Annotated in this window: 20 protein-coding genes; 11 read left to right on the top strand and 9 right to left on the bottom strand. The window is 55.0% G+C overall.

The window, feature by feature from the left end; all coding sequences use genetic code 11:
- Nucleotides 1-496: 496 nt before the first annotated feature.
- From PGRAT_RS29445 to PGRAT_RS29430, 4 genes are all read right to left on the bottom strand, one after another.
- Entirely contained in the window at nt 497-1168 is a 672-nt protein-coding gene (locus PGRAT_RS29445) for a MarR family transcriptional regulator (protein WP_025708745.1), read from the bottom strand.
- 300 nt (nt 1169-1468) lie between these two features.
- A complete protein-coding gene (locus PGRAT_RS29440; protein ID WP_025708747.1) occupies nt 1469-2293 on the bottom strand; it encodes a class I SAM-dependent methyltransferase in 825 nt (274 codons plus the stop codon).
- A 228-nt stretch (nt 2294-2521) separates the two neighbouring features.
- Entirely contained in the window at nt 2522-3361 is an 840-nt protein-coding gene (locus tag PGRAT_RS29435) for a 1,4-dihydroxy-6-naphtoate synthase (RefSeq protein ID WP_025708748.1), read from the bottom strand.
- 12 nt (nt 3362-3373) lie between these two features.
- Nucleotides 3374-4075, bottom strand: coding sequence for a futalosine hydrolase (locus PGRAT_RS29430; protein WP_081954780.1), 702 nt, complete (start codon nt 4073-4075; stop codon nt 3374-3376).
- Between the two features lie 583 nt (nt 4076-4658).
- Between PGRAT_RS29430 and PGRAT_RS29420 the strand changes: the two genes are divergently transcribed.
- From PGRAT_RS29420 to mprF, 6 genes are all read left to right on the top strand, one after another.
- Nucleotides 4659-5123 carry a MarR family winged helix-turn-helix transcriptional regulator gene (locus PGRAT_RS29420; protein WP_081758875.1) on the top strand — a complete coding sequence of 155 codons (465 nt, stop codon included), beginning with the start codon at nt 4659-4661 and terminating at the stop codon, nt 5121-5123.
- Between the two features lie 177 nt (nt 5124-5300).
- Nucleotides 5301-5702, top strand: coding sequence for a DoxX family protein (locus PGRAT_RS29415; protein WP_025706646.1), 402 nt, complete (start codon nt 5301-5303; stop codon nt 5700-5702).
- A 142-nt stretch (nt 5703-5844) separates the two neighbouring features.
- A complete protein-coding gene (locus PGRAT_RS29410) occupies nt 5845-6795 on the top strand; it encodes a ring-cleaving dioxygenase (protein WP_025706647.1) in 951 nt (316 codons plus the stop codon).
- Nucleotides 6792-7412 carry an alpha/beta hydrolase gene (locus PGRAT_RS29405; RefSeq protein ID WP_025706648.1) on the top strand — a complete coding sequence of 207 codons (621 nt, stop codon included), beginning with the start codon at nt 6792-6794 and terminating at the stop codon, nt 7410-7412. Before PGRAT_RS29410 ends, PGRAT_RS29405 begins: the two co-directional genes overlap by 4 nt.
- A 236-nt stretch (nt 7413-7648) precedes the next feature.
- Complete coding sequence (locus PGRAT_RS29400; RefSeq protein ID WP_036705639.1) at nt 7649-8884, top strand: multidrug effflux MFS transporter; 1236 nt, start codon at nt 7649-7651, stop codon at nt 8882-8884.
- Nucleotides 8885-9560: 676 nt separating this feature from the next.
- A complete protein-coding gene (gene mprF / locus PGRAT_RS29395; protein ID WP_042267616.1) occupies nt 9561-12215 on the top strand; it encodes a bifunctional lysylphosphatidylglycerol flippase/synthetase MprF in 2655 nt (884 codons plus the stop codon).
- A gap of 91 nt (nt 12216-12306) precedes the next feature.
- Here the strand turns inward: mprF and PGRAT_RS32000 are convergent, their stop codons facing one another.
- Together PGRAT_RS32000 and PGRAT_RS29385 are read right to left on the bottom strand one after the other, a co-directional pair.
- Complete coding sequence (locus PGRAT_RS32000; RefSeq protein ID WP_052415744.1) at nt 12307-14007, bottom strand: ATP-binding cassette domain-containing protein; 1701 nt, start codon at nt 14005-14007, stop codon at nt 12307-12309.
- Nucleotides 14004-14816 carry an ATP-binding cassette domain-containing protein gene (locus PGRAT_RS29385; RefSeq protein WP_025706693.1) on the bottom strand — a complete coding sequence of 271 codons (813 nt, stop codon included), beginning with the start codon at nt 14814-14816 and terminating at the stop codon, nt 14004-14006. The genes PGRAT_RS32000 and PGRAT_RS29385 overlap by 4 nt, the downstream gene beginning before the upstream one ends.
- A 124-nt stretch (nt 14817-14940) precedes the next feature.
- Between PGRAT_RS29385 and PGRAT_RS29380 the strand changes: the two genes are divergently transcribed.
- Nucleotides 14941-15549, top strand: a complete 609-nt coding sequence (locus tag PGRAT_RS29380) for a biotin transporter BioY (RefSeq protein WP_025706694.1) — start codon at nt 14941-14943, stop codon at nt 15547-15549.
- Between the two features lie 113 nt (nt 15550-15662).
- Here PGRAT_RS29380 and PGRAT_RS29375 read toward each other — a convergent pair whose 3' ends face one another.
- Nucleotides 15663-17192, bottom strand: coding sequence for an alpha-amylase (locus PGRAT_RS29375; RefSeq protein WP_025706695.1), 1530 nt, complete (start codon nt 17190-17192; stop codon nt 15663-15665).
- A 106-nt stretch (nt 17193-17298) separates the two neighbouring features.
- Nucleotides 17299-18141, bottom strand: a complete 843-nt coding sequence (locus tag PGRAT_RS29370; RefSeq protein WP_025706696.1) for a DUF72 domain-containing protein — start codon at nt 18139-18141, stop codon at nt 17299-17301.
- A gap of 180 nt (nt 18142-18321) precedes the next feature.
- Here PGRAT_RS29370 and PGRAT_RS29365 point away from each other — a divergent pair, with 180 nt between their 5' ends.
- The 4 genes from PGRAT_RS29365 (at nt 18322) to PGRAT_RS29350 (ending at nt 23398) form a co-directional block, all read left to right on the top strand.
- Nucleotides 18322-19176 (top strand): MBL fold metallo-hydrolase, encoded by an 855-nt coding sequence (locus PGRAT_RS29365; RefSeq protein ID WP_025706697.1) that lies wholly within the window; start codon nt 18322-18324, stop codon nt 19174-19176.
- A gap of 182 nt (nt 19177-19358) precedes the next feature.
- Entirely contained in the window at nt 19359-21323 is a 1965-nt protein-coding gene (locus PGRAT_RS29360) for a serine hydrolase domain-containing protein (RefSeq protein WP_042267615.1), read from the top strand.
- A 51-nt stretch (nt 21324-21374) separates the two neighbouring features.
- Nucleotides 21375-22049: a response regulator transcription factor gene (locus PGRAT_RS29355; RefSeq protein ID WP_025708461.1), complete on the top strand. Its 675-nt coding sequence runs from the start codon at nt 21375-21377 to the stop codon at nt 22047-22049.
- Nucleotides 22046-23398 (top strand): HAMP domain-containing sensor histidine kinase, encoded by a 1353-nt coding sequence (locus tag PGRAT_RS29350; RefSeq protein ID WP_036706786.1) that lies wholly within the window; start codon nt 22046-22048, stop codon nt 23396-23398. Before PGRAT_RS29355 ends, PGRAT_RS29350 begins: the two co-directional genes overlap by 4 nt.
- 116 nt (nt 23399-23514) lie before the next feature.
- Here the strand turns inward: PGRAT_RS29350 and PGRAT_RS29345 are convergent, their stop codons facing one another.
- Nucleotides 23515-25107, bottom strand: a complete 1593-nt coding sequence (locus PGRAT_RS29345) for a histidine kinase N-terminal 7TM domain-containing diguanylate cyclase (protein WP_025708462.1) — start codon at nt 25105-25107, stop codon at nt 23515-23517.
- Nucleotides 25108-25156 lie beyond the last annotated feature (49 nt).

Here is a 25156-nt window from a genome sequence, read left to right as displayed (position 1 = left end):
AGTAAATTCGAGAGAAATAAATATACTTTTTCCACCTAAAAGTTCTGAAACGGTGAAAATGAACAAATTAGGTTCCCTTTTTCCACCTAATTCTGATTCGAGTGTTAGCCAAAGAACGAACGCGACCCGCAAGCAACTATTCACTTCAACAATCCGGCGACGGCAACCGCAGCAGCTTCCGCCTGACTCACAAAGCGCCTTCGGATAAACCGAAGGCACGCAGCTATTGGCACAATCATTGCGACGATCCGCAGCGTAACCCGGAATTGGTAAAGTAACTAACAAGACAACGTGGGGAGTAACAGGCAACTGCTGAATAATAAAGCAGCACAGCGAGTGTGACCGGAATTGGCATTTGATGAGCATAAATAAGCGGATCAACGGGAAACTGCCCGGTAAATGTTACTCGAAACATAGGATACTGCGATCCGCAAACTCCAGCGCAATCCGACAACGATAGGTCCACTGTTAAAAATACTTGTTTTAAAACTAACTATTAGAAGTACTCCAAAACCCCGCGCGCCAGCTCGTAACGGGCAATTCTTTGCTGTTTGGTGTCGGCGGAAGGAAGCAGCCAGCCTTTTTCGGTCAGACTGCGAAGTATTCGAATCGCTGTTTTGTAGGTGATATTGAAATGCTCCTTCACATCCTGGGGGCGGATGGGACGAGCCAGTTGAACGGCCAGCCGGACTATCTCCTGCTCCAGTAGCAGCACGCGCGACACAGGTGCCTCAGACGGTTGGAATCTGCCCAGAACCATGCGCAGCAAGGTCATGCAGAGCTCGGGACGCTGCTCCACATCATCGTAGGCAAAAGAAATCACATGATAGCCCATCGCGTACAGAAACGTTTCGCGGTTCAGCTCGCTGCAGTATTTTTGCCGGTCCATATCACGCACATGTGAGGCATAGCCCTTAATTTCGATGAGCAGCTTCACATATCCGGGCAGCCAGGCGAAGTCAGCAAAATAAGATTTCCCCCGCCAGTCGGTCACCTCATATTCGGGATGAAGTGCGGTAAAGTGTCCCCGAAGGGGCCACCAGACATTACGGAGAAATAAGGCTTCAGCGTGCTGATGGCCTCTTTCCAGCCGTCCCCGCCGCTCTCCTGCCGGTCTGTCCGCCAAATGACCATTTATAAATTGCAAATGCGCTTCTTCAAATACCATTCGGTTCACTCTCCCCGGAAAAATAGAAAACGTCCCGGCTTCCCCTTGGAGGGCAGCCGGGACGTTCTTCGTCTCGCTTCAATAATTATAAGTCAGACATGAAGTATAATCAAACACGAAGAAAGTCAAACACAAGTATGATCAAACACGAAGTATAGTAAAGTATGAAATATAGTAAAGTACGAAATATAGTGCAGTACGAAATATAGTGCAGTACGAAGTATAGTACAGTACGGAGTATGGTCAAACAGGAGTATGGTGAAACATGAAATTAATTGCCGGGGTTGCCAGTGGCAAAAGCTATTTAACGCCAACCCGCATCCGGTAGCTGATCAGCACTGGCAAGGTCCGCCCTTGAAAAAACTGCTCCACATCTGCCGTGAACCCGGCAATAGCTTGTGCCAGGGCAGCTGGATCAAGCTTAAGGACGGTTTGGATTCCGCCTTGGCTGAGCATGAGGCCCACATAACGCTGTGCATCACAGTTTTCCGTATTATGAAAAACAATTTCCCGTGCATAGGTGAAGACGCCGCAGGCCTTCATCCGGGACAAATGCCCTTCTTTATCCCATTTGCGGGCCTGCTCGGCAGCGGGCTGAAGCTCTGCTAGCATAGCTTCAGAAGCAACGATCAGATGGTTGTAGCGGGCTTCAATATCCGGCTGCAGGACCAGCGGCCAATCACAATCGTAGGCGGCGAATATTCCGCCCTGGCGGAGACAACGGGAGAATTCCTGGAGCGTACTCTCCGGGTCCATCCAATGGAACGATTGCGAGCAGGTGATGATGTCAACGCTGTCCGGTGAGAAAGGAAGCTGGTTGGAGAAGCCTTGAATAAAGGACAGGGATTGCGCCGAACCTTTCAATAGGCGCAGCTTTTCCAGCGCTTTGCCCAGCATATCAGGGTTAGGCTCCACTCCGGTTACGGTATCTGCTGCATCCTTCCAGAGAAAGGTGGACAGCCCGGTTCCGCAGCCCACATCGGCTACCAGTGAAGGCCTGCGGCCCAGGTATCGGGTAAGCAGCTCAATGACAATCGGCGGAGCTTCGGGCCGGTAGCGGTCGTACTCATCCTGGAAGCCCAGGAAACGTTCGATATTCGGCTTGCTGTTGCCGGCAGGAATCACGTCAAATCCTCCTCACTGTTCTTAATCTATCCTTCTTCCCGAAATAACGATGTCCGGACTGGGAACATTCTGTCCGGGGCCATTGTCAGCATAGTCTATTCTCAGCGTAGTCTAAGGTACAGTGCTAATCAAGTAGGGCGGGATGCTGAGCGCCAGGGGAAGAAAAAGCCGGCTCCCGGAGCGTTAGCATGTGGACCGGGAGACGGCGGGATGCTGCCTGTCCGTGTGCTACCGCAGCAGCACCGGATCAACGGCCGGAACCAGCCCTTCGGCGGCGGCACGGTTCAGAAGGGCGGAGATAGCGGCATAGCCGTCATCGCCCAGGTTCATCGTGAACTTATTGACATACAGGTCAATATGCGACTTGGCTACCTCCGGCGACAGCTCCTGGGCATGGTCCAGCACATAGTCTCTGCAATCTGTCGGGTGATCCCAGGCATATTGCAGCGAGCTGCGAATCCAGCCAGTGATGGCCTGGTGGTCCAGATCGCGGCGGGCGATGATCGCACCGAGCGGGATGGGCAGCCCGGTGTCGCTCTCCCACCAGCTGCCGAGATCAGTCAGGAGATTAAGGCCATAGGACGGATAGGTGAATCGGGCTTCATGGATGACGAGCCCTGCATCGATCTGCCCGTCCCGCACCGCAGGCATAATCTCATCGAAGGGCAGGACAACGATCTCGGCCGGGCCGCCCGGCACCTGCTGTGCCGCCCATAGCCGGAACAGCAGGTAGGCGGTCGAGCGCTCACTCGGCACGGCGATTCTTCGACCCGACAGCTCGCGCGGATGCTTGATGGCGCCCGCGCCCTTGCGGGTCAGCACCAGCGGGCCGCAGCCCCGGCCAAGCGCACCGCCGCAGGGCAGCAGCTTGTACTTTTCAAGCACCCAGGGAAGGGCGGCATAGGAGATTTTGAGCACCTCGGGTCCGGCACCGTCCGCAGCCAGGCCGTTGGTGATATCGATATCGGCAAACGTCACATTCAGCTTGGGCGCGCCCGGAACTAAGCCGTGGGCCCAGGCATGGAACACGAAAGTATCATTAGGACAAGGAGAAAAGGCAATATTCAGCTCTGTTGTCATTTACAGTACCTCCAATAGAATAGCCGCACCCGCTGTGAGGGCGTCTAAGGCTTCATTGATCTTCCACGCGGCCCGGTCGCGCGGGCCGACCGGGTTCGAGATCGCGCGCAGCTCCAGCGCCGCGATTCCCAGCGCCTGGGCGGCCACGGCAACTCCGTGGCCTTCCATCGCTTCCGCCGCCGCCTCCGGGTGGCGGGCGGCCAGGGCGGCGGCCGTCCCGGCGGTGCCGGTCGCCGTCGACACGGTAAGCACGGGTCCCGTGCTTACCGCAAGCCCGGCCGCTGCCAGCGCGGCCGCAAGGGCCTGCACCGTGCCGCGCTCCGCCGGCACGGTCACGCTGCCGAAGCCGAGCTCGGCAGCGCTGCGGAAGCCCTCCGGCGTCTCTGCGCCGAGGGCCGCGTCAGTCATCTCGCTGGCGACGACCAGCGAGCCTACGGGCGCACGGCCCGGGAAGCCGCCGCCGATCCCGGCGCTGATGACGCAGCCGTAGCTCCCGGCTGCCAGAGCGGCGGCGGTTCCCGCCGCAGCCGCAGCGGTGCCGGCGCCCGCTGCAATCACATCGAACCTGCTGCTGCCGTTCAGGCCGCGCAGGACCGCGTCCCGCTCGGCTGCGACCGCCGTCACGATGAGGACACGGGAGGATTCCGCGCCGCCGGAGGCTGTGTCATCGGCAGCAGCGGCTTGTCTATTCAATGCATCCATGAGGTAGCCTCCTTCTATATAAATATCATGTCAAAATGAAGTGCAGCTGCCAGTTAAACCACCCCTCAGCTTTCGATGAAAAGAAATGCGTGACCTCTCTTCTATATAAGGATCACTGTTATTCCCATCGGCGACTGCAAGGGATTCTGTTGCAGAAGCTGCAGCAGAATGGACGGCGCAGCCTGTAAAAAGGCAAGTCAACTGCATGTTGTGCAGCAGATTTAATGGAACGAAGCTCCAAAAAGGATTTTTGCAGGATTCAATTGTACAACGTGCGGCAGATCCGGTGTTTAGCCCTGTCTGCAGAGCATTCTGCTGCACCAAATGCAGCAGAGCCAGTCTCCAGGGATACTCCGGTTAGCTTCCGGCCACCATCTCCGTGCGCGTGCAGCCGGCTGCCGGAAAGAAAGGAGTATGCTCTCTTTTCCAAGGAAAAGGATACGCCGTTTTCTGAGGCAGGTCAAACCGCTGTGATTTTTTTAGCTGCAGGTGTTGACAATAGATATAGAATGGATTATATTTATCTTAACTTAAAGATAATTAATTTAAAGATAAATAAAAAAGCAATTGGAGGTGAACAAGGATGAGTGATATCAAGGAAACAGCAGCCACCGGCAGTCAGGATGAGGAGCAGGCAGCCTCGCTGAAATTATTCGTTGTCCTGTCCAAGGCATATAAGAGCCTTATGGATCATGCGGTGAAGGATATGAAGAGCCACGGACTTGCTTCGGCGGAGTTTATGGTGCTGGAGGTTCTGTATCACAGAACCCGGATTCCCTTGCAACAGATCGGTGAGAAGATCCTTGTTACCAGCGGCAGTATTACCTACAACATCGACAAGCTGGAGAAGAGGGGTTTGCTGAAGCGTGTTCCATGCAGTGAGGACCGTCGTGTAACTTACGCTGAGATTACGGATGCGGGGCGTGAGCTGTTCGATGATATTTTTCCCCGTCATGTAAGTTCCATTCACAGCTTGATGGGCAGTCTGAATCAGGAAGAAAAGAGTCAGGCGATCCAACTGCTGAAGAAGCTTGGCAAAGGCGTATAGAACAGAACGTCCCATGTACAAAGGTACGCCAGTTAATTCCGTCATGCCAGGTTCAGAGCGGGGTCACATCCGTTATAGAAACAAAAGCAACATCAGAGCATGGGTAAGACCCAAAAATTTTTACCTAATACCTTAACGTTAAGATAATTAAATCCAAGAGAATGAGGAGTGTTTAAAATGGTTAGTGTAGGTTTACTGTTGATGAGATTGGTGATCGGAATTGCGTTTATCGGGCATGGCTCACAGAAACTGTTTGGCTGGTTTGGCGGCTACGGTCCAAAAGGAACCGGAGGCTGGATGGAGTCGATTGGCATTAAGCCCGGTGTACTGATGGCGGTAATGGCAGGGCTGATGGAGCTTGTCGGGGGGGTGCTGTTCGCAGCCGGATTCCTGACGCCGGTGGCAGCTGTACTCATTGCCGCAGCGATGCTCGGCGCAATTGTTAAGGTTCATGCCCCTAACGGCTTCTGGTCTACGGCCAACGGGATCGAGTTTCCGCTCACGCTGCTGGTGGTTGCGGTGGGCGTGGCACTGACCGGGCCGGGATCGATCTCGCTCGATGCGCTGTTTTTCAACTGATCCGGCAATGCACGGCCATAACCGCAGTTTCAGAGCCTCGAAATTAATTTTGCTGGAAGAAGTCTCTGTGCCCGCTGGGGGTTAAGCAGAACTTGAAATATAAGGATTGACCCATATATACAAATTTCAGGAGGTAATTATAATGACTATGCAAACTCAAGGGATTCACCATATTACTGCTTTTGTTGGAGACGTTCAGCGCAATGCGGATTTCTACGCCGGAATTCTCGGACTGCGCCTTGTGAAAAAAACGATCAATTTCGATGCCCCTGAGGTATACCACCTCTATTTCGGGAATGAACAGGGTTCGCCCGGCACGATCATTACCTTCTTTCCCTACTCCCAGGGACGTAAGGGCCGGATCGGCGGCGGACAGGTAGGCGTAACCACATATGCGGTTCCGGTGGGCTCCATGGACTTCTGGAAGCAGCGTCTGGCTGCTTATCAGATTCCGGTAACGGAGGTGAGCCGGATTGGCGAATCCTATCTCTCCTTTGCCGACTTCGACGGGCTGCGGATTGAACTGGTGGAACGTGAAGAAGGCGCGCTGAGCACCTGGTCCTTTGGCGGTGTGACCCCTGAACATGCAATCAAAGGCTTCGGCGGGGCCGTTCTTTACAGCACCAATCCGGAGAAAACCGCAGATACGCTGTCCAACACGCTGGGCCTCGAACGTATTACTGAAGGCGACGGCTATATCCGCTACAGATCAACCGGCGACGTGGGCAACATCATCGATCTGAAGGCAGCGCCGGTTCCCCATGGAGCCGGAGGTTCAGGAACGGTCCATCACATCGCTTGGCGGGCCAAGGATGATGCCGAGCAGCTGGAATGGGGCCGGCGCGTGCAGAGCCATGGCTATCAGCCGACCCCGGTGCAGGACCGCCAGTACTTTAACGCCATTTACTTCCGTGAAGAAGGCGGTATTCTCTTCGAGATTGCAACCGATCCTCCAGGTTTTGCCCGTGATGAAGCCCCGGATGCGCTGGGCCAGAAGCTCATGCTTCCTGCCTGGTTCGAGCCGCACCGCGCAGTGATTGAAGAGAACCTTACCCCTTTTGAAATCCGTGAAATCGAGGTGGAACAGGGATGATTCATATCTTCCGCAAGGGCAGCGATGAAAGTCTGCCAACGTTAGTACTGTTCCATGGTACTGGGGGCAACGAACATGATCTGCTGCCCCTGGCCGGGCTGCTGGCCCCAGGCGCTTCTGTATTGGGTATCCGGGGAAATGTGCTGGAGAATGGCATGCCCCGTTATTTCCGGCGCTTGGCGGAAGGCATCTTCGATGAAGAGGATCTGATCTTCCGCACCCATGAGCTTAAGCAGTTTCTGGATGAGGCTGCTGAAAAGTACGGATTCGACTCCGGCAATCTGGTCGCGGTAGGCTACTCCAACGGCGCGAATATCGCCGGCAGCCTGCTCTTTCATTACGGCAGCATTTTCCGCTCGGCTGTGCTGCTGCATCCGATGGTGCCGCTGCGCGGGCTGAACCTGCCATCCTTGAAGGAGGTTGCCGTGTTCATCGGAGCAGGCACCAACGATCCGATTATCCGCACAGAGGAAACCAAGGAGCTGGAGTCGCTGCTGCGGGAGGCGGGTGCAGAGGTAACAATGCTTTGGGGCAATCAGGGCCACCGCCTCAGCTCAGCCGAAGCAGAAGCCGCCAGAGATTGGCTGAAGCAGCAAAGTGATTTCCGTAAAGTCTGACAAGTACAACTGCCTGTGGGGCCGCTGCCAAGTGACTGTTTTCAGACGCTTGAAAGCTCCTGCGGGCAGTTTTTTGCAATTATAAGAATTTACATGTTTCACACGCTAAGGACGGCGAATCCGGTTCTGACGATCTGGAGGTTCACGGCACGGGTGATTAAAAAGCATTGAAAATTCCGTCTGCCATCAGGTAGTATGAAGGTTACATTGCTGCGGAAAGGTTGAAGTTATGAATCATGATCACAAAAATCGATAATAAGATGCTGGGAGCGGAAGGGCCGTCCAGAAAGCAGCGGCTGCAGATCGCCGTCATTCTGGGAGCGATTTCCGCGATCGGGCCGTTGTCCATTGACATGTATTTGCCCGCGCTTCCGGCGCTGGGCGCGGATTTTGGAGCGGGCGCTGCACTGGTGCAGCTTAGCCTGACCTTCTTTTTGCTGGGGCTGGCCTCGGGTCAACTGGCAGCAGGGCCCTTAAGCGATGTGTATGGCCGCCGCACACCACTGCTTATTGGCATGCTGGTGTATGCTGTCTCCTCCTTGCTGTGCGCGTTCACTCCTTCCATCGGGCTGCTTATAATGCTGCGGTTTATCCAGGGGCTTGCCGGGTCCGTTGGGGTTGTAATTTCGCGGGCAGCGGTACGGGACCTATATAGCGGCTCGGAATTAACCAAATTCTTCTCCTTGCTGATGATTGTCAACGGATTGGGGCCGATCCTGGCCCCGATTATCGGCGGGCAGTTGTTGAGAGTTACAACGTGGCAGGGGGTGTTCGTGGTGCTGTTTGCCGCCGGGCTGATCTTTTTTGTCACGATTCTGCTGCGGCTTCCGGAGACCCTGCCTAAGGAACGGCGTATGAGAAGCGGGATTCGCGGCACACTGCGCACCTTCGCTCTCCTGCTTGGCAATGGGAAGTTTATGGGGTACGCCCTCTCCCAAGGGTTCGTCTCCGCCGCCATGTTCGCTTATATTTCCGGCTCTTCCTTTGTCCTGCAGAATATTTTTGGGGTTTCCCCGCAAATGTACAGTGTAATCTTTGCCGTAAACGGACTGGGCATCATCCTTTCCGGCCAAATCGCCGGCAGACTGTCCGGAAGGGTCGGCGAGCAGAAGTTTCTGGTCAGCGGCCTGCTGCTGTGCACGCTGGGCGGTGTGCTGCTGCTGCTGACAGTTCTGGCCGGCGGCGGTCTCCTGCCCATCCTTATCTGCCTGTTTGCCGTGGTTTCCAGTGTGGGCGTAGTAGGGACAACCAGCTTCTCGCTGGCCATGCAGGACCAAGGCGATTCTGCAGGCAGCGCCTCGGCGCTGCTCGGCCTGCTGCCCTTGCTGCTCGGCAGCTGTGTAGCTCCGCTTGTCGGGCTTGGCGGCAGCGAGACTGCTCTGCCCATGGCGATGGTCATCGCGGGGGCAGGTGTGTGCTCCATTCTGTCCTTTCTGCTGCTCTGCAGACAGAGTGGTCCCATTAAGCCGTAAACATCCCGCACGTGCTGGTGCTTGCACGGATGCTTTTCAGCAAACTATCAGCGTGCTTTAACGTCCCTCCCAGGTAAACCGCCTATACTTCAGTGGCGAAAGGAGGGACAAGCGTGAGTATTTCAAGTCACAGAGCAGCTGTTTCCTCATCGGCAAGCGCACAGGAGATCGCTACTGCTGCTACAGACAGCGCGGGAAGATTTGAATCCAGGTGTAAATCAGCAGTCCAGTAAACAGCGAACCGTAAACAGCATTTTGGAAAAGAGGACACCTCTGCTGTGGGGGGGTCCTTTTTTTGTGCTTGTATAGTAACTAGGGTTTCCCCTTTGTTGGAACCTTTGAAAGGTTGATGGTTCGGATGGCCGCAGGGGAGTGAAGTGGAATTAGTGAACTTAAATGGGTTCAAATTCGTTCTGCAGAGGGATTAGCGGGTCTGCACCTTCCTTTACCGGACAGCGCAGCCATTTTATTCAGAGAGACATCTTGCTACAGGGAACGCCCGAAATGTTTTTGATCTTTTATACGCATGATGCAGTGAAGGGGGCTTTGCGGCAGGTCTAACCTTTGAGCGCTGTAAAAAGAAGCCTTCCATCCCCGGAGTTGTTATAATGGAGAAATGGATAAGGGTAAATAGCCCAATTAAGCTCACCATCCGGCAGTAAAGGCAGGAGAAGTTATGAATTCTATGAAGCAAACCTTGGAGCGGTTCAAAATTGTAAGGCTGATTATATCCATTTACCGGCTCAAAGCGGTCAGGGCGCTTGTACCGCTTGTGATTATAGCTTTTGTGTATCTGGAGGGGCAGCATGAGCTGAAACGGGTCCATTTGGGCATGATCCTTCATGAGCTGAAGCATGTCCCCGCAGGGGCCATCTTGCAAATGATGGGCGTTGCACTGCTCTCTGTGGCGGCCATGAGCGGCTACGATTATCTGATCCGGCGGCATTTCCGGCTGGATCTTGGACACTGGAGCACTTTCCGCTACTCGTGGATTGCCAACACGTTCAACAATCTGATCGGCTTTGCCGGTTTGGCGGGAGTGGGCTTGCGCACGCTTCTCTACAAAAAAAGCGGAGTGCCAGCCTCCGTTCTAACGCCCGCCATTGTATTTCTCTCACCGCTGATGATTACCGGGCTGTCTCTGCTCTCCTGGGGAAACATCCTTGGCCTGCTCCCGGCCGCTGCACTTCTGCACAAGCACCGCTGGCTGGTGTTCGCGGTCTGGGGGATGGCGTTGTATCTGCCGTTTTTTATTATCGTTCAGCGTTCAGCGCTATTCGCAAAATGGATCAACCGGGGACAGAACAGGACGCCCTGGCTCACCGTAGGGGCTTCCATCGGCGCTTCGTTGCTGGAATGGCTGTTTGCCGGGATTACCTTCTGGATCATCGGGAGCCATCTGCTCGGCGGCATCGATTTCGTTACCGTATTCAGTATTTATGTGATCGCCGCCATTGCCGGCATTCTCAGCATGGCACCCGGCGGCATCGGCGCTTTCGATCTGATTGCGCTGCTGGGGCTTACACAGCTGGGATACCGGAGTGACCAGGCGATGGCAGTGCTGGTCATTTACAGATTATTTTATTATCTGATTCCCTGGCTGATCGGACTGGTGCTGGCGGCACTGGAAATCGGGCTTCAAGGCAAGAAAAGCGCTGATCGCAATAACGCCGGTATCGAGCCTTCCCTTAATGTATGGCAGAAAATCTGGGGCTGGCCGGGCCAATATACCTTCCTGAGTGATCTTGGGGTATGGGCGCTCGGCAAGCTGGTGTTTGCCAGCGGGATTATTCTGCTGCTGTCGGCGGCGACACCTGAGCTGCTGTACCGGCTGCGGATTACCGAGGATCTGCTCTCGCTGCCGGTGATGCGGATCTCGCATCATCTCTCTGTGCTGATCGGATTCATGCTCATATTGCTGTCGCGCGGCATTTCGCTGCGGGTTCGCAGAGCCTATATTTGGACAAGCGCGCTGCTGTTTGCCGGAGCCGTGTTTACCTTTACCAAGGGGTTCGATTATGAGGAGGCTGTGTTCCTGCTGGTAGTAGCATTTATTCTCTGGATCTCCAGAGCGCGTTTCTACCGGATCAGCGTCCCTGTAAGCCGGCAGAATACGGCCTGGTGGCTGGCCCTGACCTCTTTTATAGCGCTGGTATACTACCTGCTCGGCAATTACGTGCATCATGGCTTCCTGAAGCATCTCCCCCACGGAGTCGAGCCGGAATGGCTGCAGCGTCACAGCAACGTGGCGGTTACGGCAGCCGGCGGGCTGGTGTTCTCCTGGCTGCTGCTGACGATGATGATTACCCTCCGGCCGCACCGCAACGTGGATAAGCTGTTCGCGGACAGGGATATGGAAAGATTAAGCCGCTTCCTCGGGGAGCATACCGGAAATTCCTTGACGCATATGCTCTTTCTGGGTGACAAAAGCTTCTACTGGGCCCAAGACGGCAGGGTGCTGTTTGCTTTTGCCAGAGCGCGGGACAAGCTGGTCGTGCTGGGTGATCCGCTGGGCCCCCGGAGTCTGATCAACGACGGAATCAGTGAATTCCGGCAGGCAGCCGATCTGTACGGGCTTGCGGTGGTATTTTATCAGGCGACCCCGGACTTTTTGCCGATATACCATGAACAGGGATACCACTTCTTCAAGCTTGGTGAAGAAGCGATGGTGCCGCTTGCTGACTTTACCCTCAGCGGCAAAAAAAATGCAGACCTGCGGAATGTGAAAAGCCGTTTTGAACGCGAGGGATATGTGTTTGAGGTGGCGGAGGCGCCGCATCCGGAGACACTGCTGGACGAGCTGCGCCGGGTCTCTGAGGAGTGGCTGAATGGACGCAGCGAAAAAGGGTATTCCCTCGGCTGGTTCAAGCCGGCATATCTGCAGCTGGCACCGATCGCGCTGCTGCGGAACAAGGAGGGCGATGTGCTGGCTTTTGCCTCTATGGCCCCGGGATATGACAGGGGAGAGACGGCCTCGATTGACCTAATGCGCCACCGGAACAAATCGCCGAACGGCACCATGGACTATCTGTTCATCCGTTTGCTGGAATGGGCCAAGGAGCAGGGCAGCCTCAGATTCAATCTGGGCAATGCCCCGCTGTCCAGCGTCGGCCATAATTCGGGAGCGCTGCGGGAAGAGAAGGTGGCCCATCTGGTCTTTGTACGGGGCGGACACTGGTACGGATTCGCTGGCCTGCGACGGTATAAGGAGAAGTTCAGCCCGCTGTGGGAACCCAGGTATCTGGCATATCCCGCAACGCTCACCCTGTCGATCCTGACGCTTGATCTGGTAAGACTCGTCTCCCGTCACCCGGAGGCGAAAGAGGATTAGGCATAAGCGTCAAGAGTTGCGGGGTGAATTCTAGACCCCATGCTGCATGTTCCGGGGCCGCAGCCTGCGGAATACACGCTGTGCTATGGTCTCAGCTGAACCGCGAGACGGTCCACAGCAAGGCAGCTGCCAGCAGGATATAGAGCAGGGCGAGCGAATCGCGGTTCTGCCAGGACAGCCGGTAGGATGGCGTCCGCTCTTTGGCGGGGTCATAGCCGCGGGATTCAACGGCAGTAGCCAGCTCATCGCCCATCCCGATGACCAGGATCAGCAAGGGGACAATCAGGAGTGCAGCTTGCCTGGGCGAATACCGGGCCAGGCCGCGGGCCTTTCTGCCGCGCGAGTCCAGCGCCAGCTGCAGCTGGGCCAGCTTGTCCAGAATCCAGGGCACAAACTGCAGCGTGACCGATACTGCCAGCGACCAGTTGCGGGTGCGGACCCCCAGCCTCCTCAACGGAGCGATGCCCCATTCCAGCCCTTCCCGCAGGGGGGCGCCAGTGGTCGTCTCTGTGAACAGGAATCCAAGTGCGATCAGCAGCAGAAAGCGGAGCACGTTCAGTCCGCCCCGTTCCATGCCTGCCGCACTTACGCCAACCGGCCCGAGCGTATAATCCGGGGAGCTCCAGCTGAGCGAGGACAGCAGCCAGAGGAACAGGAACATCAGGAGGAACGGGCGGAAGAACCGGACAATCCTCCGCCAGGGAATGCGGGCGGACAGCGTCAGCCCGGCAATCAGGCCTGCTGCAAGCAGCAGCGGTAACAAGGTATCCATTCCCAAAACGACCAGTGTTCCCAGCACCATCCCCAGCCATTTCACACGGGGGTCCAGCCTCTGCCACAGTTTCTGGGCGGGGGCTGTTTCCGTATTTGCGGCGCCGGAAGACCGGCTGTCCGCGTCCCTTGCGGCAGGCTGGAGTCGGCCTGATCCGCCCGGTCTTCGGCCCGGACTCTGCTCGCCCGGTGCCGCTTGAAGCAGCTCTGCCGCCGGAGGTGCAAGCGGCTGCTGTTCAAGCTCTGCCAGCAGGCTGTCCAGACTGTCCGGCAGCTCTGCCAGCAGGCCGCGCTGCCGCAGGCTGTAACCCAGCCGCATATAGGCGGGGGGCGTAAGACCGGCACCCGTGAGCAGAAGCGGATCAGCGGACAGGGCAAGAGCCGGCCCGTCATAATGGACGGTGCCCTGGGACATCACTATCACTTTGTCGGCAATGGGCAGGAAGCTGTCGAGCTCATGGGTGCCAACCACCAGAGTCAAGCCGCTGCGGCGCAGCCCGCGCAGCATCTCCAGCAGGGATTCTGCCGCCTGCGGGTCCAGCCCGGCTGTGGGCTCGTCCAGGACAAGCAGGCCGGGGGCGGAAGCGATAGCAGCGGCTATGCAGAGCCGCCGCTTCTCGCCGCCGCTCAGCAGAAAGGGCGAGCGCCTGCCGAACTCATCGTAGGGCAAGCCTACTCTGGCAAGCGCGGTGCGGATCAGCTCCAGCCGCTGCGGCCCCGGGACTCCGCGCTCTGCAAGTCCGTACTCCAGCTCTTTATGGACGCTGCCCGCGAACAGCTGCGTCTCAGGCTGCTGGAATACCATGGAGGCCTTTCCGCCAGGAGGCTGTCCGCCGTCAAAGGCAATAGTGCCGGAAGCCGGCTGGGCAAGGCCCGACAAAAGGCGCAGCAGTGTAGACTTCCCGCTGCCCGTGACTCCGCATAGAACAGTCAGCGTGCCTTCACGTATATCCAGGCTGATGTCCGTGAGGACAGGGAGGCTGTCATAACGGAAGGATACGCGGTCCGCCTGAATCCTCACAGGGCTGCCTCCAGCTCCCGCTCGGTCAATGGCAAGCTGTCCATAGACCAGCCCTTGGCCTGCAGCAGCTGTCCGATGCGGATGACGGGTGCGGACGGCCAGCCCAGTGCATCCGGCAGCCCGCTTGCATAGAAGAGCGTCCGCGGATCTCCGTCGTACAGCATTTTGCCTTGCCCCATAACGGCGACACGCGGGCTCTCCGCCAGCTCCTCCATCCGCTGGGTTACCCAGAGCACTGTCGTCCCCTGTGCCCACAGCTGGCGGGCCAGCTCCAGGATATCCCTCCGTCCGGCCGGATCGAGCATGGAGGTCACCTCATCAAAAATAATCATTTCCGTATCCAGCGCCAGACAACAGGCGACCGCCAGGCGTTGGCGTTCTCCGCCGGACAGGGTAGAAACATCCGTCCTGGCTTTATGGGCCAGCCCTACCTGGCCCAGGACGTTCTCAATCTTTGCAAGCATTACGCTGCGGCTTAGACCGCGGTTCTCCAGCCCAAAGGCAACGTCTTCAAACGGTGTGGAGCCGACGGTCTGCGCTTCAGGATTCTGAAACACCAGTTGAATATGCCGCTTGACAGCTGCCCGGTTGTCCGGTGACCGCAGATCCAGCCCGGCTGCAGACAGACTGCCCCCGGTTGGAATATTCAGGCCGTTGAAGGTGCGGATGAGTGAGGACTTGCCACAGCCATTGGCTCCGGTAAGAGCCACCCATTCGCCCCGTTTGATATGTATGGAAATCCCCTGCAACACCGGCAGCCTGCGCTGGCCGTCCCGGAAGGACAGGGTCAAATGCTCAGCTCTGATCATGTCGTGCCTGCTTCCTTAACTGCTGTAGTCAATAATCGTTACCCATTATAGCAAATATTTTAGGATTGATGTATCTGGTATGGGATGATATAGTGTTCCTAAAAAAATGGGGGTAATCCTGCTCATGAAAAAATGGACGACTCGAGGCCTGATCTTCAGTGCACTTTTCGCCGGAGTCATGATCGCACTTAGTTATTTGAGAATTTCACTGCCCTTCTCTACTGTACCCATTACCATGCAGACGCTTGCGGTAATGCTGGCCGGTTCCATGCTGGGCGCGCGTTATGGCAGTCTTGCAGTGCTGATCGTCATCGGGCTGGCCGCTGCCGGATTCCCGGTGATGGCCGGAAGCGGGGGCTTGTCGGTGCTGGTCGGACCTACCGCAGGCTATATTTTTTCCTGGCCGGTGGTGGCCTTTCTGATCGGTCTGTTCGCACAGCGCATAGAGCAGAATAAATACACATTTGTGAAGCTGCTGGCCGTGAACTTTTTGTTCGGCGCACTGCTTGTGTACCCCGGCGGCGTATGGTGGCTGGCCCATTCCACAGGTATGACCTCTCTCTCCAAAGCATTAACGGCAGGAATGTGGCCGTTCATCCCGGGCGACCTTATCAAAGCGGTGTTAAGCGCCGGCGTTGTAACCGCCGTATGGAGAGTCTACCCGATTGAGCGTATCTTGAACACGGAATCTCACGCTTGGGCCGAAGGTGAAAATTCAACGGTCATCCGCTAAAAGGTTAGTCCAACTGAAATAAGGAATACAGCAAAGAGGTGAACTCTGCCCATACGGCGAAGTTCACCTCTTTTTCTATGTCGGTAACCTGAATAACACTATTCCTCAGAGCGTTATTCTGTACCGGAACTATTCTTCGTACTGTTCTCAATGACATCCATATTCTGTCCAGCAGGTTCCTCTTCTTCCGCATCCGGCAGTGCCCATACGGAGACACTTCCGCCGTTCACGGGGAAAACTCCCCAGCCGTCCCCGCCAATGGTCACGGACTCTTCACGGTTATGGGTGAAGTCGGCCCAGACCTCTCCTGCCCGTTCCTCACCAAGGAACATCCGCTTCTCGCCATTGTCTCCATTCGAGATGACCACGGCACAGCCGGAGCCTTCGACTTCTTCTATCCCGCGGCGTACCCAGCCGATGGTATTCGGATGATCGAAATAATCATCCTGCTCTCCATAGGCCTTGTGGCAGCGGGCGTACAGCAAGGGATCGATCGCCTCTTTTTTGCCTTTGACAGGAGCGGGCCCCCCAATGCCGTAATAATCACCGTAAAAGACCACCGGATATCCGTCACGGCGCAGCAGGATCAGGGCGTAGGCGCTCTGTTTGAACCAGTCTCCGACCCAGGACTCCAGCGCTTCATGCGGCTGTGAATCGTGGTTATCCACAAAGGTCACCGCATTGGCAGGATGGGTCTGTACCAGTGTGTCGTCAAAAATATGCGTCAGGTCAAAATCTCTGCCGCCCAGCGCAGCCGCGTACAGCTTGTAATGCAGCGATACATCGAACAGGTCTATCTGATAGTCGACGGTATTGAGGAACTCCCGGCAGGCTTCAAGATTTGAATTCCAGAATTCCCCGACGATGTAGAAATCCTCGCCCCGTTTTCTGGTCATTTCCGCCGCGAACTCTTTGATAAACTCATGATTGATATGCTTGATCGCATCCAGGCGGTAACCGCTGCACTGCAGCGTATCTACCAGCCACTTGCCCCATTCCAGCATCTCGCTGCGGACTTCCTGCTGGCTGTAGTCAATGTTCGCGAACATGAGATAATCATAGTTGCCGAACTCGTCATCCACATTCTGGTTCCAGCTTTTGTTCTCTCCGTTAATCCGGAAGACTCCATTCCGTCCTCCCTTGGCATCGAAATCGGTGCCGTTGAAATGCGTATGATTCCATTTGAAGCTGGAGTACGTGTCTCCCCGTCCGGGGAACGTGAATTTGGTCCAGCCTTCGATCTCGAACGGGGCGGAGATCTCCTTGTTGCGGTTGTTCGGGTCTACCTCAATCACCTCGAAGACCTCGGTCTCGTCTGCGCCCGCTTTATGATTCATGACGAGGTCCACGTACACGGCAATCCCGTTCTTGAGGCATTCGGCAATGGCGTCGATCAACTCCTGCTTAGTGCCGTATTTCGTGCGGATGCTCCCTTTTTGGTCGAATTCCCCCAGGTCATAAAGATCATACACGCCATAGCCTGTATCCTCAGGAGAGATGGCCTTCGTTACCGGAGGCACCCATATGGAATCAATACCAGCGGCTTTCAGTTCGGGGGCCATTTGGGCCAGCCGCTTCCAGTGCTGCCCGTCCGCCGCAACATGCCATTCGAAAAATTGCATCATAGTATGGTTTCTCTTCATTTCCTGTGGCCTCCTTCATAAATATGAAACGGATGGATAGGTTATATGATTTATTCTTCAGCAAGAAGTAGAAGAGAGTATGTAGACCTGCAAACATCACCCGGGTTCAAAAGAAATCCAACTGGCGCGGAGCCAGTCCGCCATCAATTCCGAGTAATGACTGCAGCTCTTTCGCATTATCTGTGGCGTCTCCGCCAGAATTATTATTAAACACAACATACAGCTCGCGGCATGTTTTTTCAAGTTCCAGCAGCCGGTCCCGCCACTCCGCCAGTTCTTCGGTACTGTAGCGGTACAGGTAGCGCAGCTTGCGCCAATCCGGGTGGCTGCTCTGGTTCCAGCCGCTGATGTTGCGTCCGTGCAGCCGGACATAAGTTGCATCAGTGCCGGTGGATACAGGAACAATGGGAATCGACCCGGAGCCGGCCTGCGGCTCATCCGCCACCGTGTGAATCCAGCCCTCCTGCTCCAGAAAATGCAGCGTTTTGCCGCGCATTTCCGGGCTGTACCAGGATTCATTGCGGAATTCTACCGCAGAAGGAACATCCTGCATTCTTTCTTTGGCCTCGCGCAGAAACTCCACATTGTCCTTGGTGCAGTCGAACCAGGGCGGGAATTGAAAAAGCACCATTGCCAACTTTCCCGCTGAACGTACAGGTTCGATAGAGGCATGGAAAGCCTGATACATCTCTTCCGGTGTATCGAAATAATTCTTTTTGCTGCGTAAATGTCCGGTCATGCCCTGATACGCCTTGACGATGAACTGAAATCCTTCAGGAGTCTGTTCTGACCATTTGGCGTAGTTTTTGACCGGCTGTACCGCATAAAAAGAACTGTCAATCTCCACGATGGGGAAATGAGTGCTGTAGGCAGGCAGACGTCCGGCAGGTTTGATTTTACCGTACAGCTCTTCGTGGTCCCCAAAGCCGGTCAGCCCGATTTTGATCATGGAATCTCCTCCTCTAGCGCTGGAAAGTGAGCGTGAATCAATCGGCTAACTCTTATTAAACTGAAAACCGGTGTTCACAAACAACGGCCGGTTGATTAATCACTGAAATTCATGCAACATGTACGATATACAGATTTTTATTCATTTGCCGTAGAGGCAGGATTCCGGGGGAAACTACTTATGGAACATAGATTTCAGCAACTGAGTCCGCACATTCTGATCATGCACGCGGAGCATGAGACAGACCGGCCCGTTTTGGCGGCTATCACTGGGGAACGCCGGACGCTGCTGATGGACGCAGGGAATTCGCCCGGGCATGCGGAGCTATTCCGCCAAGAACTCGCCAAGCGCGGGATCAAGCCGCCGGAGCTGCTGGTGCTGACGCATTGGCATTGGGATCATTCTTTCGGCCTGTCTGCCTGGCAGGCGCCGGTTATTGCCCATGAAGGAACGGCGGAAGCGCTTGCCGGACTTAGCGGACGAAGCTGGTCGGATGAGGATCTTGCTGAGCTTGTTCTCGCTGGCATCCTGAGCGAAGAGAGTGTGCAGCATATTCGGCTGGAGTACGGAGAGAGCAGAGAGATAACAGTAATGAAGCCGGATATCGTCTTTTCGAGCAATATCGCTATTGATCTGGGCGGCGTTACCTGTGAATTAAGCCATGTTGGCGGTGACCATTCAGCAGATTCCTGTTTTCTTTACATTAGGGAAGATAACGTGCTTTTTCTGGGTGATGCCCTGGGCCCCTCTATATATGGCGGTCCGCGCCGGTACAGCAGTACAGGTTTTTTGAAGCTGTTGGGGCTTGCCTATGGCTATAACGCGCAGTGGTATGTGGAATCGCATGGAGTCCCGATGAGCCTGGCGGAATTCCGTGCCGATCTGGCGCCGTGGGAGCGGCTGGCCCGGATTGTGGATGTATTCGGCCACAACCGCGAACGTGTGGTACTGGAGCTGAAGGATTATCTGCAGCTTGAGGAGCTGCCCGCCGATTTGCTGCAGGGTGTGGAATATTTTATGGCCGGCAGCAAATGAATAGGGGAAGCGCTTCAGTGTAAATATGGCCCTGGACCGAAGGCATCCGGCAAATGGAAAGTTAAGTATTGGCAATGATGAATCGTCCGCCGGGTTCACTCCCCGTTCATATAATTTTGATATGCTCCCCTAGAAAGCGGAAGCTTCCGCTTAATCCAATCACAGAATGTTGGGGGTTTATCATGCCATCGTTTAGGAGTAAGAGATCTAGCAAAATAGTTGTACTGGGGCTTCTGGTTGCTGTGGTGGGGGCGGGTCTGTTAGGGAGCCGGACGCCCGTATCGGCAGAACTTGCCGCCCCAGTATCAGCCGCTGCGCCGGAAGGAACGGGAGCGGATTTGGACGACACTGTCCAGCTAACGGCATTCATTGATGGTATGATGAGCGGGCAAATGGATCATTACATGATTCCGGGTGCGGTGGTTTCTCTTGTTAAGGATGGAAAAGTTCTGCTGGCTAAGGGATACGGGCACTCCAATCTGGAAAAAGGTACGCCAGTGGACCCCGAGACGAGCCTGTTCCGGATTGCTTCGACAACGAAGCTGTTCACTTGGACGGCAGTTATGCAATTAGTGGAACAGGGCAAGCTGGATTTGGATGCCGATGTGAACACTTATTTACAAACCATGCAAATTCCAAAAACGTATCCGCAGCCGGTTACGATGCGCCATCTGATGACTCATACCGCAGGGTTTGAGGAAGGCGGAGTCGGCTATCAAATCACCACCGATCCTGAGAAGCTGCCGGTGTCGATTGCGGACACCCTAGCCAAGCATATGCCGGCCCGGGTAAGGCCTCCCGGCGAGATGATGGCTTATTCCAACTATGGCGCTGCATTGGCGGGCCTGATCGTCGAGGAAGTCAGCGGCATTGCTTATAATGACTATATTGAGCGGTATATCTTCGAACCGCTGGACATGAAATATGCTACGGTGCAGGAGCCTGTTCCAGCCTCTTTGCAGCCTTATGCGGTGCTGGGTTATGGCCGTGAGAACGGGCAGTTCGCTACCAGGCCTCCCACGTTCGAGGGCGGGTTCCGGCCTGCCGGCTCGGGCTCCGTCTCGGCAATGGACATGGCTCATTTCATGATTGCCCATCTTCAGGACGGGCGCTATGCAGACGCCCAATTGCTGAGGCCTGCAACCGTGAAGCTGATGCATGCACCGGCGTTCCAGTTTGACAAGCGGATGCCGGCAATGGACCTTGGCTTTTATGAGTTGAAGATCAACGGATTGCGCGTGATTTCCCATGGAGGCGCCGATGAGCTGTTTAACACCGAGCTATACCTTGTGCCCGGACAGCAAATCGGCCTTTTTGTTTCCTACAGCGGCGGGGAGAGCGGAACGGCGGCGGCCGAATTTGTGCAGGCTTTGTTCGACCGTTATTATCCTGCGCCGGAATTGAAACGGGTTTCCGGGTCCGTGGAGCCTTCAGCTTCCGTGCAGAAATACGCGGGGTCGTATCAATTCACGCGCCGTAACCACACTAAGATCGATAAGTTTTTCAGTTTTTTGGCCCAAATCAACATTACGGCAGCGGGTAACCGCCTGTCCGTTGGAAGCGGGGCTGAACAGCAGCTATACGCACCCATCGGACCGGATTTATTCCAGGAGGTCGGAGGCACCCGCCAGATGGGCTTCCGCACGGACGCCTCAGGCAAGGTGACTTATCTGTTTATGGATATGCTGAATCCTATGCCGCTCGAACGGACGCCGCTGTGGGATCAATCGAAACTCTGGCTTCCTTTGCTCGGCGTCAGCGCCGTGCTGTTCATCACCGCATTGACGGGATTTGCTTACCGGAGACGGGAAATCCAAGCGATGCCGAAGGCGCAGAAACGGGCCGTCCGGTTGTCGGCGCTTACCGCAGGATGGGCGCTGCTGACGTCCGCCGCGACCTTTATGGTCATGAACATGGACCTGGTGGTCCGGCTGAGCCGGATTACGCCTTCGTTATATGTGTATCTGTTGAGTCCTATCATACTGATGGGCCTGACAGTGGCAATCATAGTTCAGGGCGTTTGGGTTTGGAAAAACAGCTATTGGACTGTGCTGAAACGCATCCATTATACGTTTGTGGTGCTGGCAGCGGTAGTGTTAAGTGTGTTTTTATATCATTGGAATCTGCTGGGCTGGCAATTCGGATGAAGAAATCCTGACGCGCCCATCCGGGCGGAATAAGAGGAGAGGTGTAAGCGTATGGCCAAAATCCTGATTGCCGATGACGATGTGTACATTCGTGAGCTGGTTACCTTATTTTTGCGGAACGAAGGGTTCGACATCCTGGAGGCTGCTGACGGTGCAGAGGCGCTGGCGCTGATGGAAGAGGCTCAGGTGGATCTGGTGATCCTCGACGTGATGATGCCCCATATGGACGGCTGGGAGCTGTGCAGGGAGATCAGGCGTATAAATACGAATATTCCGCTTCTGATGGTGACGGTCAAAGCCGAAACAGGGCATAAGGTTAAAGGGTTTGAGCTGGGGACGGACGACTATTTGACGAAGCCGTTCGATCCGCTGGAACTCGTCATGCGTGTAAAAGCGCTGCTGAAACGCGCAATGGTCCTCTCATCCCAAAGCATACAGCTGGGTGGCATTGTATTGGACCGCCGCAGCTTTCAAGTGATCCGGAACGGGGAGAAGCTGAACCTTCCCTTAAAAGAATTTGAGCTGCTGTTTAAGCTGGCGAACCAGCCCGGCCAGATTTTCACCAGGGAACAGCTGATTACCCAGATCTGGGGAACGGATTACGAAGGGGATGACCGCACCGTCGATGTTCATATTAAGCGGCTCCGGGAAAAATTTGCCGGGGATGCACAGCATTTTCAAATCGAGACGGCCCGCAGTCTGGGCTACCGGTTAGTCATTACATGATCAAAACCCTGTACGTCCGCATCATTTGCGCCTTTCTGGCCGTCATTATCTTCAGCCTGCTGTCCTCTTTTGGGATAGGACTTCTGGTCTTTCAACCCGAAATCAACCATAGAGGCCAGAACGATATGATTGCCGCAGGTGAGGAGATGATCCAGCTCTATGAACAGACGAAGCCGGCCGACCTGGACCGGTTCATCCGGCGCATGGTCCAGATCTCTTCTTATCCGATTCATCTGTATGATACATCCGGCAGTGTAGCGTTCTATGACTTGAACCATTCCGATAGAATAGCAATTCCGCCGGAGGCGGTAGAGCAGGTGCTTGCAGGGAAGTATTATCGTTCCTCCGGCAAGGCTGAGGCAGCGTTCATTGGTCTTCCTGTCCGGTATCGGGAAGAACCACAGGCTATGTTTATGCAGTTCTCCCCGCAGAATGAGCATATTCTGAACCGGATGATGCTGCTTATCCTGCTGCTTGGATTGCTCATAGGAAGCCTGTGCATTCTGATTGCGGCCAGGTATTTAGTCAAGCCGATCCAGGTATTGACTCTGGCAGCCAAAAGGCTGGCTAAGGGTGATTTTGATGTGAAAATCCGAACGAAACGCGAGGATGAAATGGGGGCCTTAACGCAAAGCTTCAATGAGATGGCAGGCGAGCTGAAGCAGCTGGAGCAGATGAGGCAGGATTTTGTCTCGAATGTCTCGCATGAAATTCAAACCCCGCTCACTTCGATATCCGGATTTGCCACGGCCCTGAAGAATAGCAGCCTTGTAGCAGAACATGACCGGAATTATTATCTGGATATTATTATCGCGGAGAGCGGGCGGTTGTCCAGACTTAGCGATAACCTGCTCAAGCTGGCTTCGCTGGATTCAGAGCAACACCCCTTTGAACCGCTGACTTACAGCCTCGACGAGCAGATCAGGCAGATGGTGGTGACCTGCGAGCCTCAGTGGTCGGCCAAGGGCATCAGCGTGGAATTGGCGTGGACGGCCCCTGTTCAAATTACGGCGGACCGTGACCAGCTCAACCAAGTGTGGATGAATATCCTCGGCAATGCTATCAAATTCACTCCCGGGGGCGGTAAGATTGATATACGTATAACCTATGCAGCAGACGGAATTAGCCTGGAGATCGCCGATTCCGGGATTGGCATTGCGGCTGAGCATCTAAATCAGGTTTTTGAACGTTTTTACAAAACCGACCAGTCACGGAACCGCAACACCGCCGGGAATGGCCTGGGGCTGGCTATCGTCAAGAAAATCGTGGCTATTCATCATGGAGACATTAATATCAAAAGCCAGTTGGGCAAAGGAACAACGGTCGTTGTCCGGCTGCCGGTACTATGATCAGGATGAAAGACGTAAACGGCAGACTTAACCTGCATTGCCCAATTGGTCCCACTGTTCATGTGCGGGGGATTTGGGCTTTTTTTGCTATAGAAGGATAGGTTCCCACCACCCGCTCACACCGGTGTGAAGTGCGTGATGGAGGAACCGCTCGATACATGAACGGCATTGCGCCCATTCCGTTTGGAAGTATACAGAGCATGGTCTGCTTCGGAGAGCAGATCCTCCAGAGAAAGATTTTTGCCCCGGGCCTCCACGACGCCGAAGCTTGCAGTGACATGGATGGGTCCGGAAAGGGTAGATATAGAGCTGCGCTCAATGTCCTTCCGCATCGATTCAGATAACAGAGCAGCTTGCTTCAACGATGTTCCCGGCAGACAGAGAACAAATTCCTCGCCCCCGTAACGCCCGAAAATATCCCCTTCGCGCAAATGGCTGCTGCAGACGGTTACAATATGCTGCAGTGCCATATCCCCATAGTGGTGGCCGTAACGGTCATTGATGTTTTTGAAAAAGTCGATATCCATCAATATAACCGAGACCGGCGCCAGACTGAGGGCTGCCTCATTCAGCAAAGCCCGGCTCAGCTCCATGAAATGCATCCGGTTATAGATGCCGGTGAGGCTGTCGACGGTGGCGAGCTGGAGTAGCTTTTCCTGAAGCAGCGTCCGCTCCGTGACATCAATCAGCATGATCATCCGTCCCACCTGATGCCCGCCATACTTCTGCACGGGGGAGGATCTAATCTGATAGTACCGGGTTTCGCCGTTCATATTCCAGCCCAGCTCGCGTTCTTCACTGATCAGCGGATCAGAATTCATCACGTAATCCACTGCATCCTGGCCTGCCGGAAGAAAGAGCTGGGCCAGAGGCTTGCCGATGGCCGAGGCATTCAGATCCTGTAGCATGTCCGCAGCAGCCCGGTTGAAATCAACCAGCGTATCGGAAAGATCCGTAACCAGCACACCGTCGCGCATGCTCTCAAACAGATTTTCGCGGGCTATAGGGGCTGCGGTGAGCATACCTCGGGACAGGATAGCCCATATATACAGAGTTGAAGTAATACTCATAATTACCGGAACAGGGTCCATCCCATAGGGAGTTGCATCCATTAAATAGAGAAAAGCGCCCAGAGCCGGGAGAAACTGCCCGATAAAGATGGTGAACAGCTGTCTGCGGTAGACACGCTTCATCCGGTTCCACTGCCAGAGAATCAGGCACATCCCGGCAAGCATACAGCCGAAAGTCAGACTGCCCTGGACTATATACCAGGGACCCATAACGACATCAATCAGCGGTGTAGGTGCTCCTTCCCGGAAATACATCGACTGATAGAAGAAATGGTGATGGTCGTTGGTCCATACAAGCAGTACGGAGATAAAGGGAATGGCATACAGCGCGGTGACCAGCCCTTTTCGGATCAGCCGCTCCAGTCCTACGAAATACATAATCATCAGCAGGCTGGAAGGGGCGATAAAAGGCATCCCAAGATACTCGACCTTAATCCAGAAACTGATTTCGGGCATTGTGCTGCCCGACAGCTCTAAGGCAAAGCCAAAGGTATAGATGGCCGATGTGAGAGAACTGAGGATAAAGGCCCGTGTTCCCGCGAAATCGGTTTTTTTATAGTAGGCAAAAAGCGCCAGCAGGGCGCTCAGCACACCGGAGATTGAAACAATAACTATATAATTCGAAATCATAGACCCCATTGTTCAAGCCTCCGTCTGCGGATATATGCTGCGGGCATAGGCAGATTGT

The organism is Paenibacillus graminis, from assembly GCF_000758705.1.
GTDB classification, from domain to species: Bacteria; Bacillota; Bacilli; order Paenibacillales; family Paenibacillaceae; genus Paenibacillus_AQ; species Paenibacillus_AQ graminis.
This window is presented reverse-complemented; position numbering and strand designations above follow the sequence as displayed.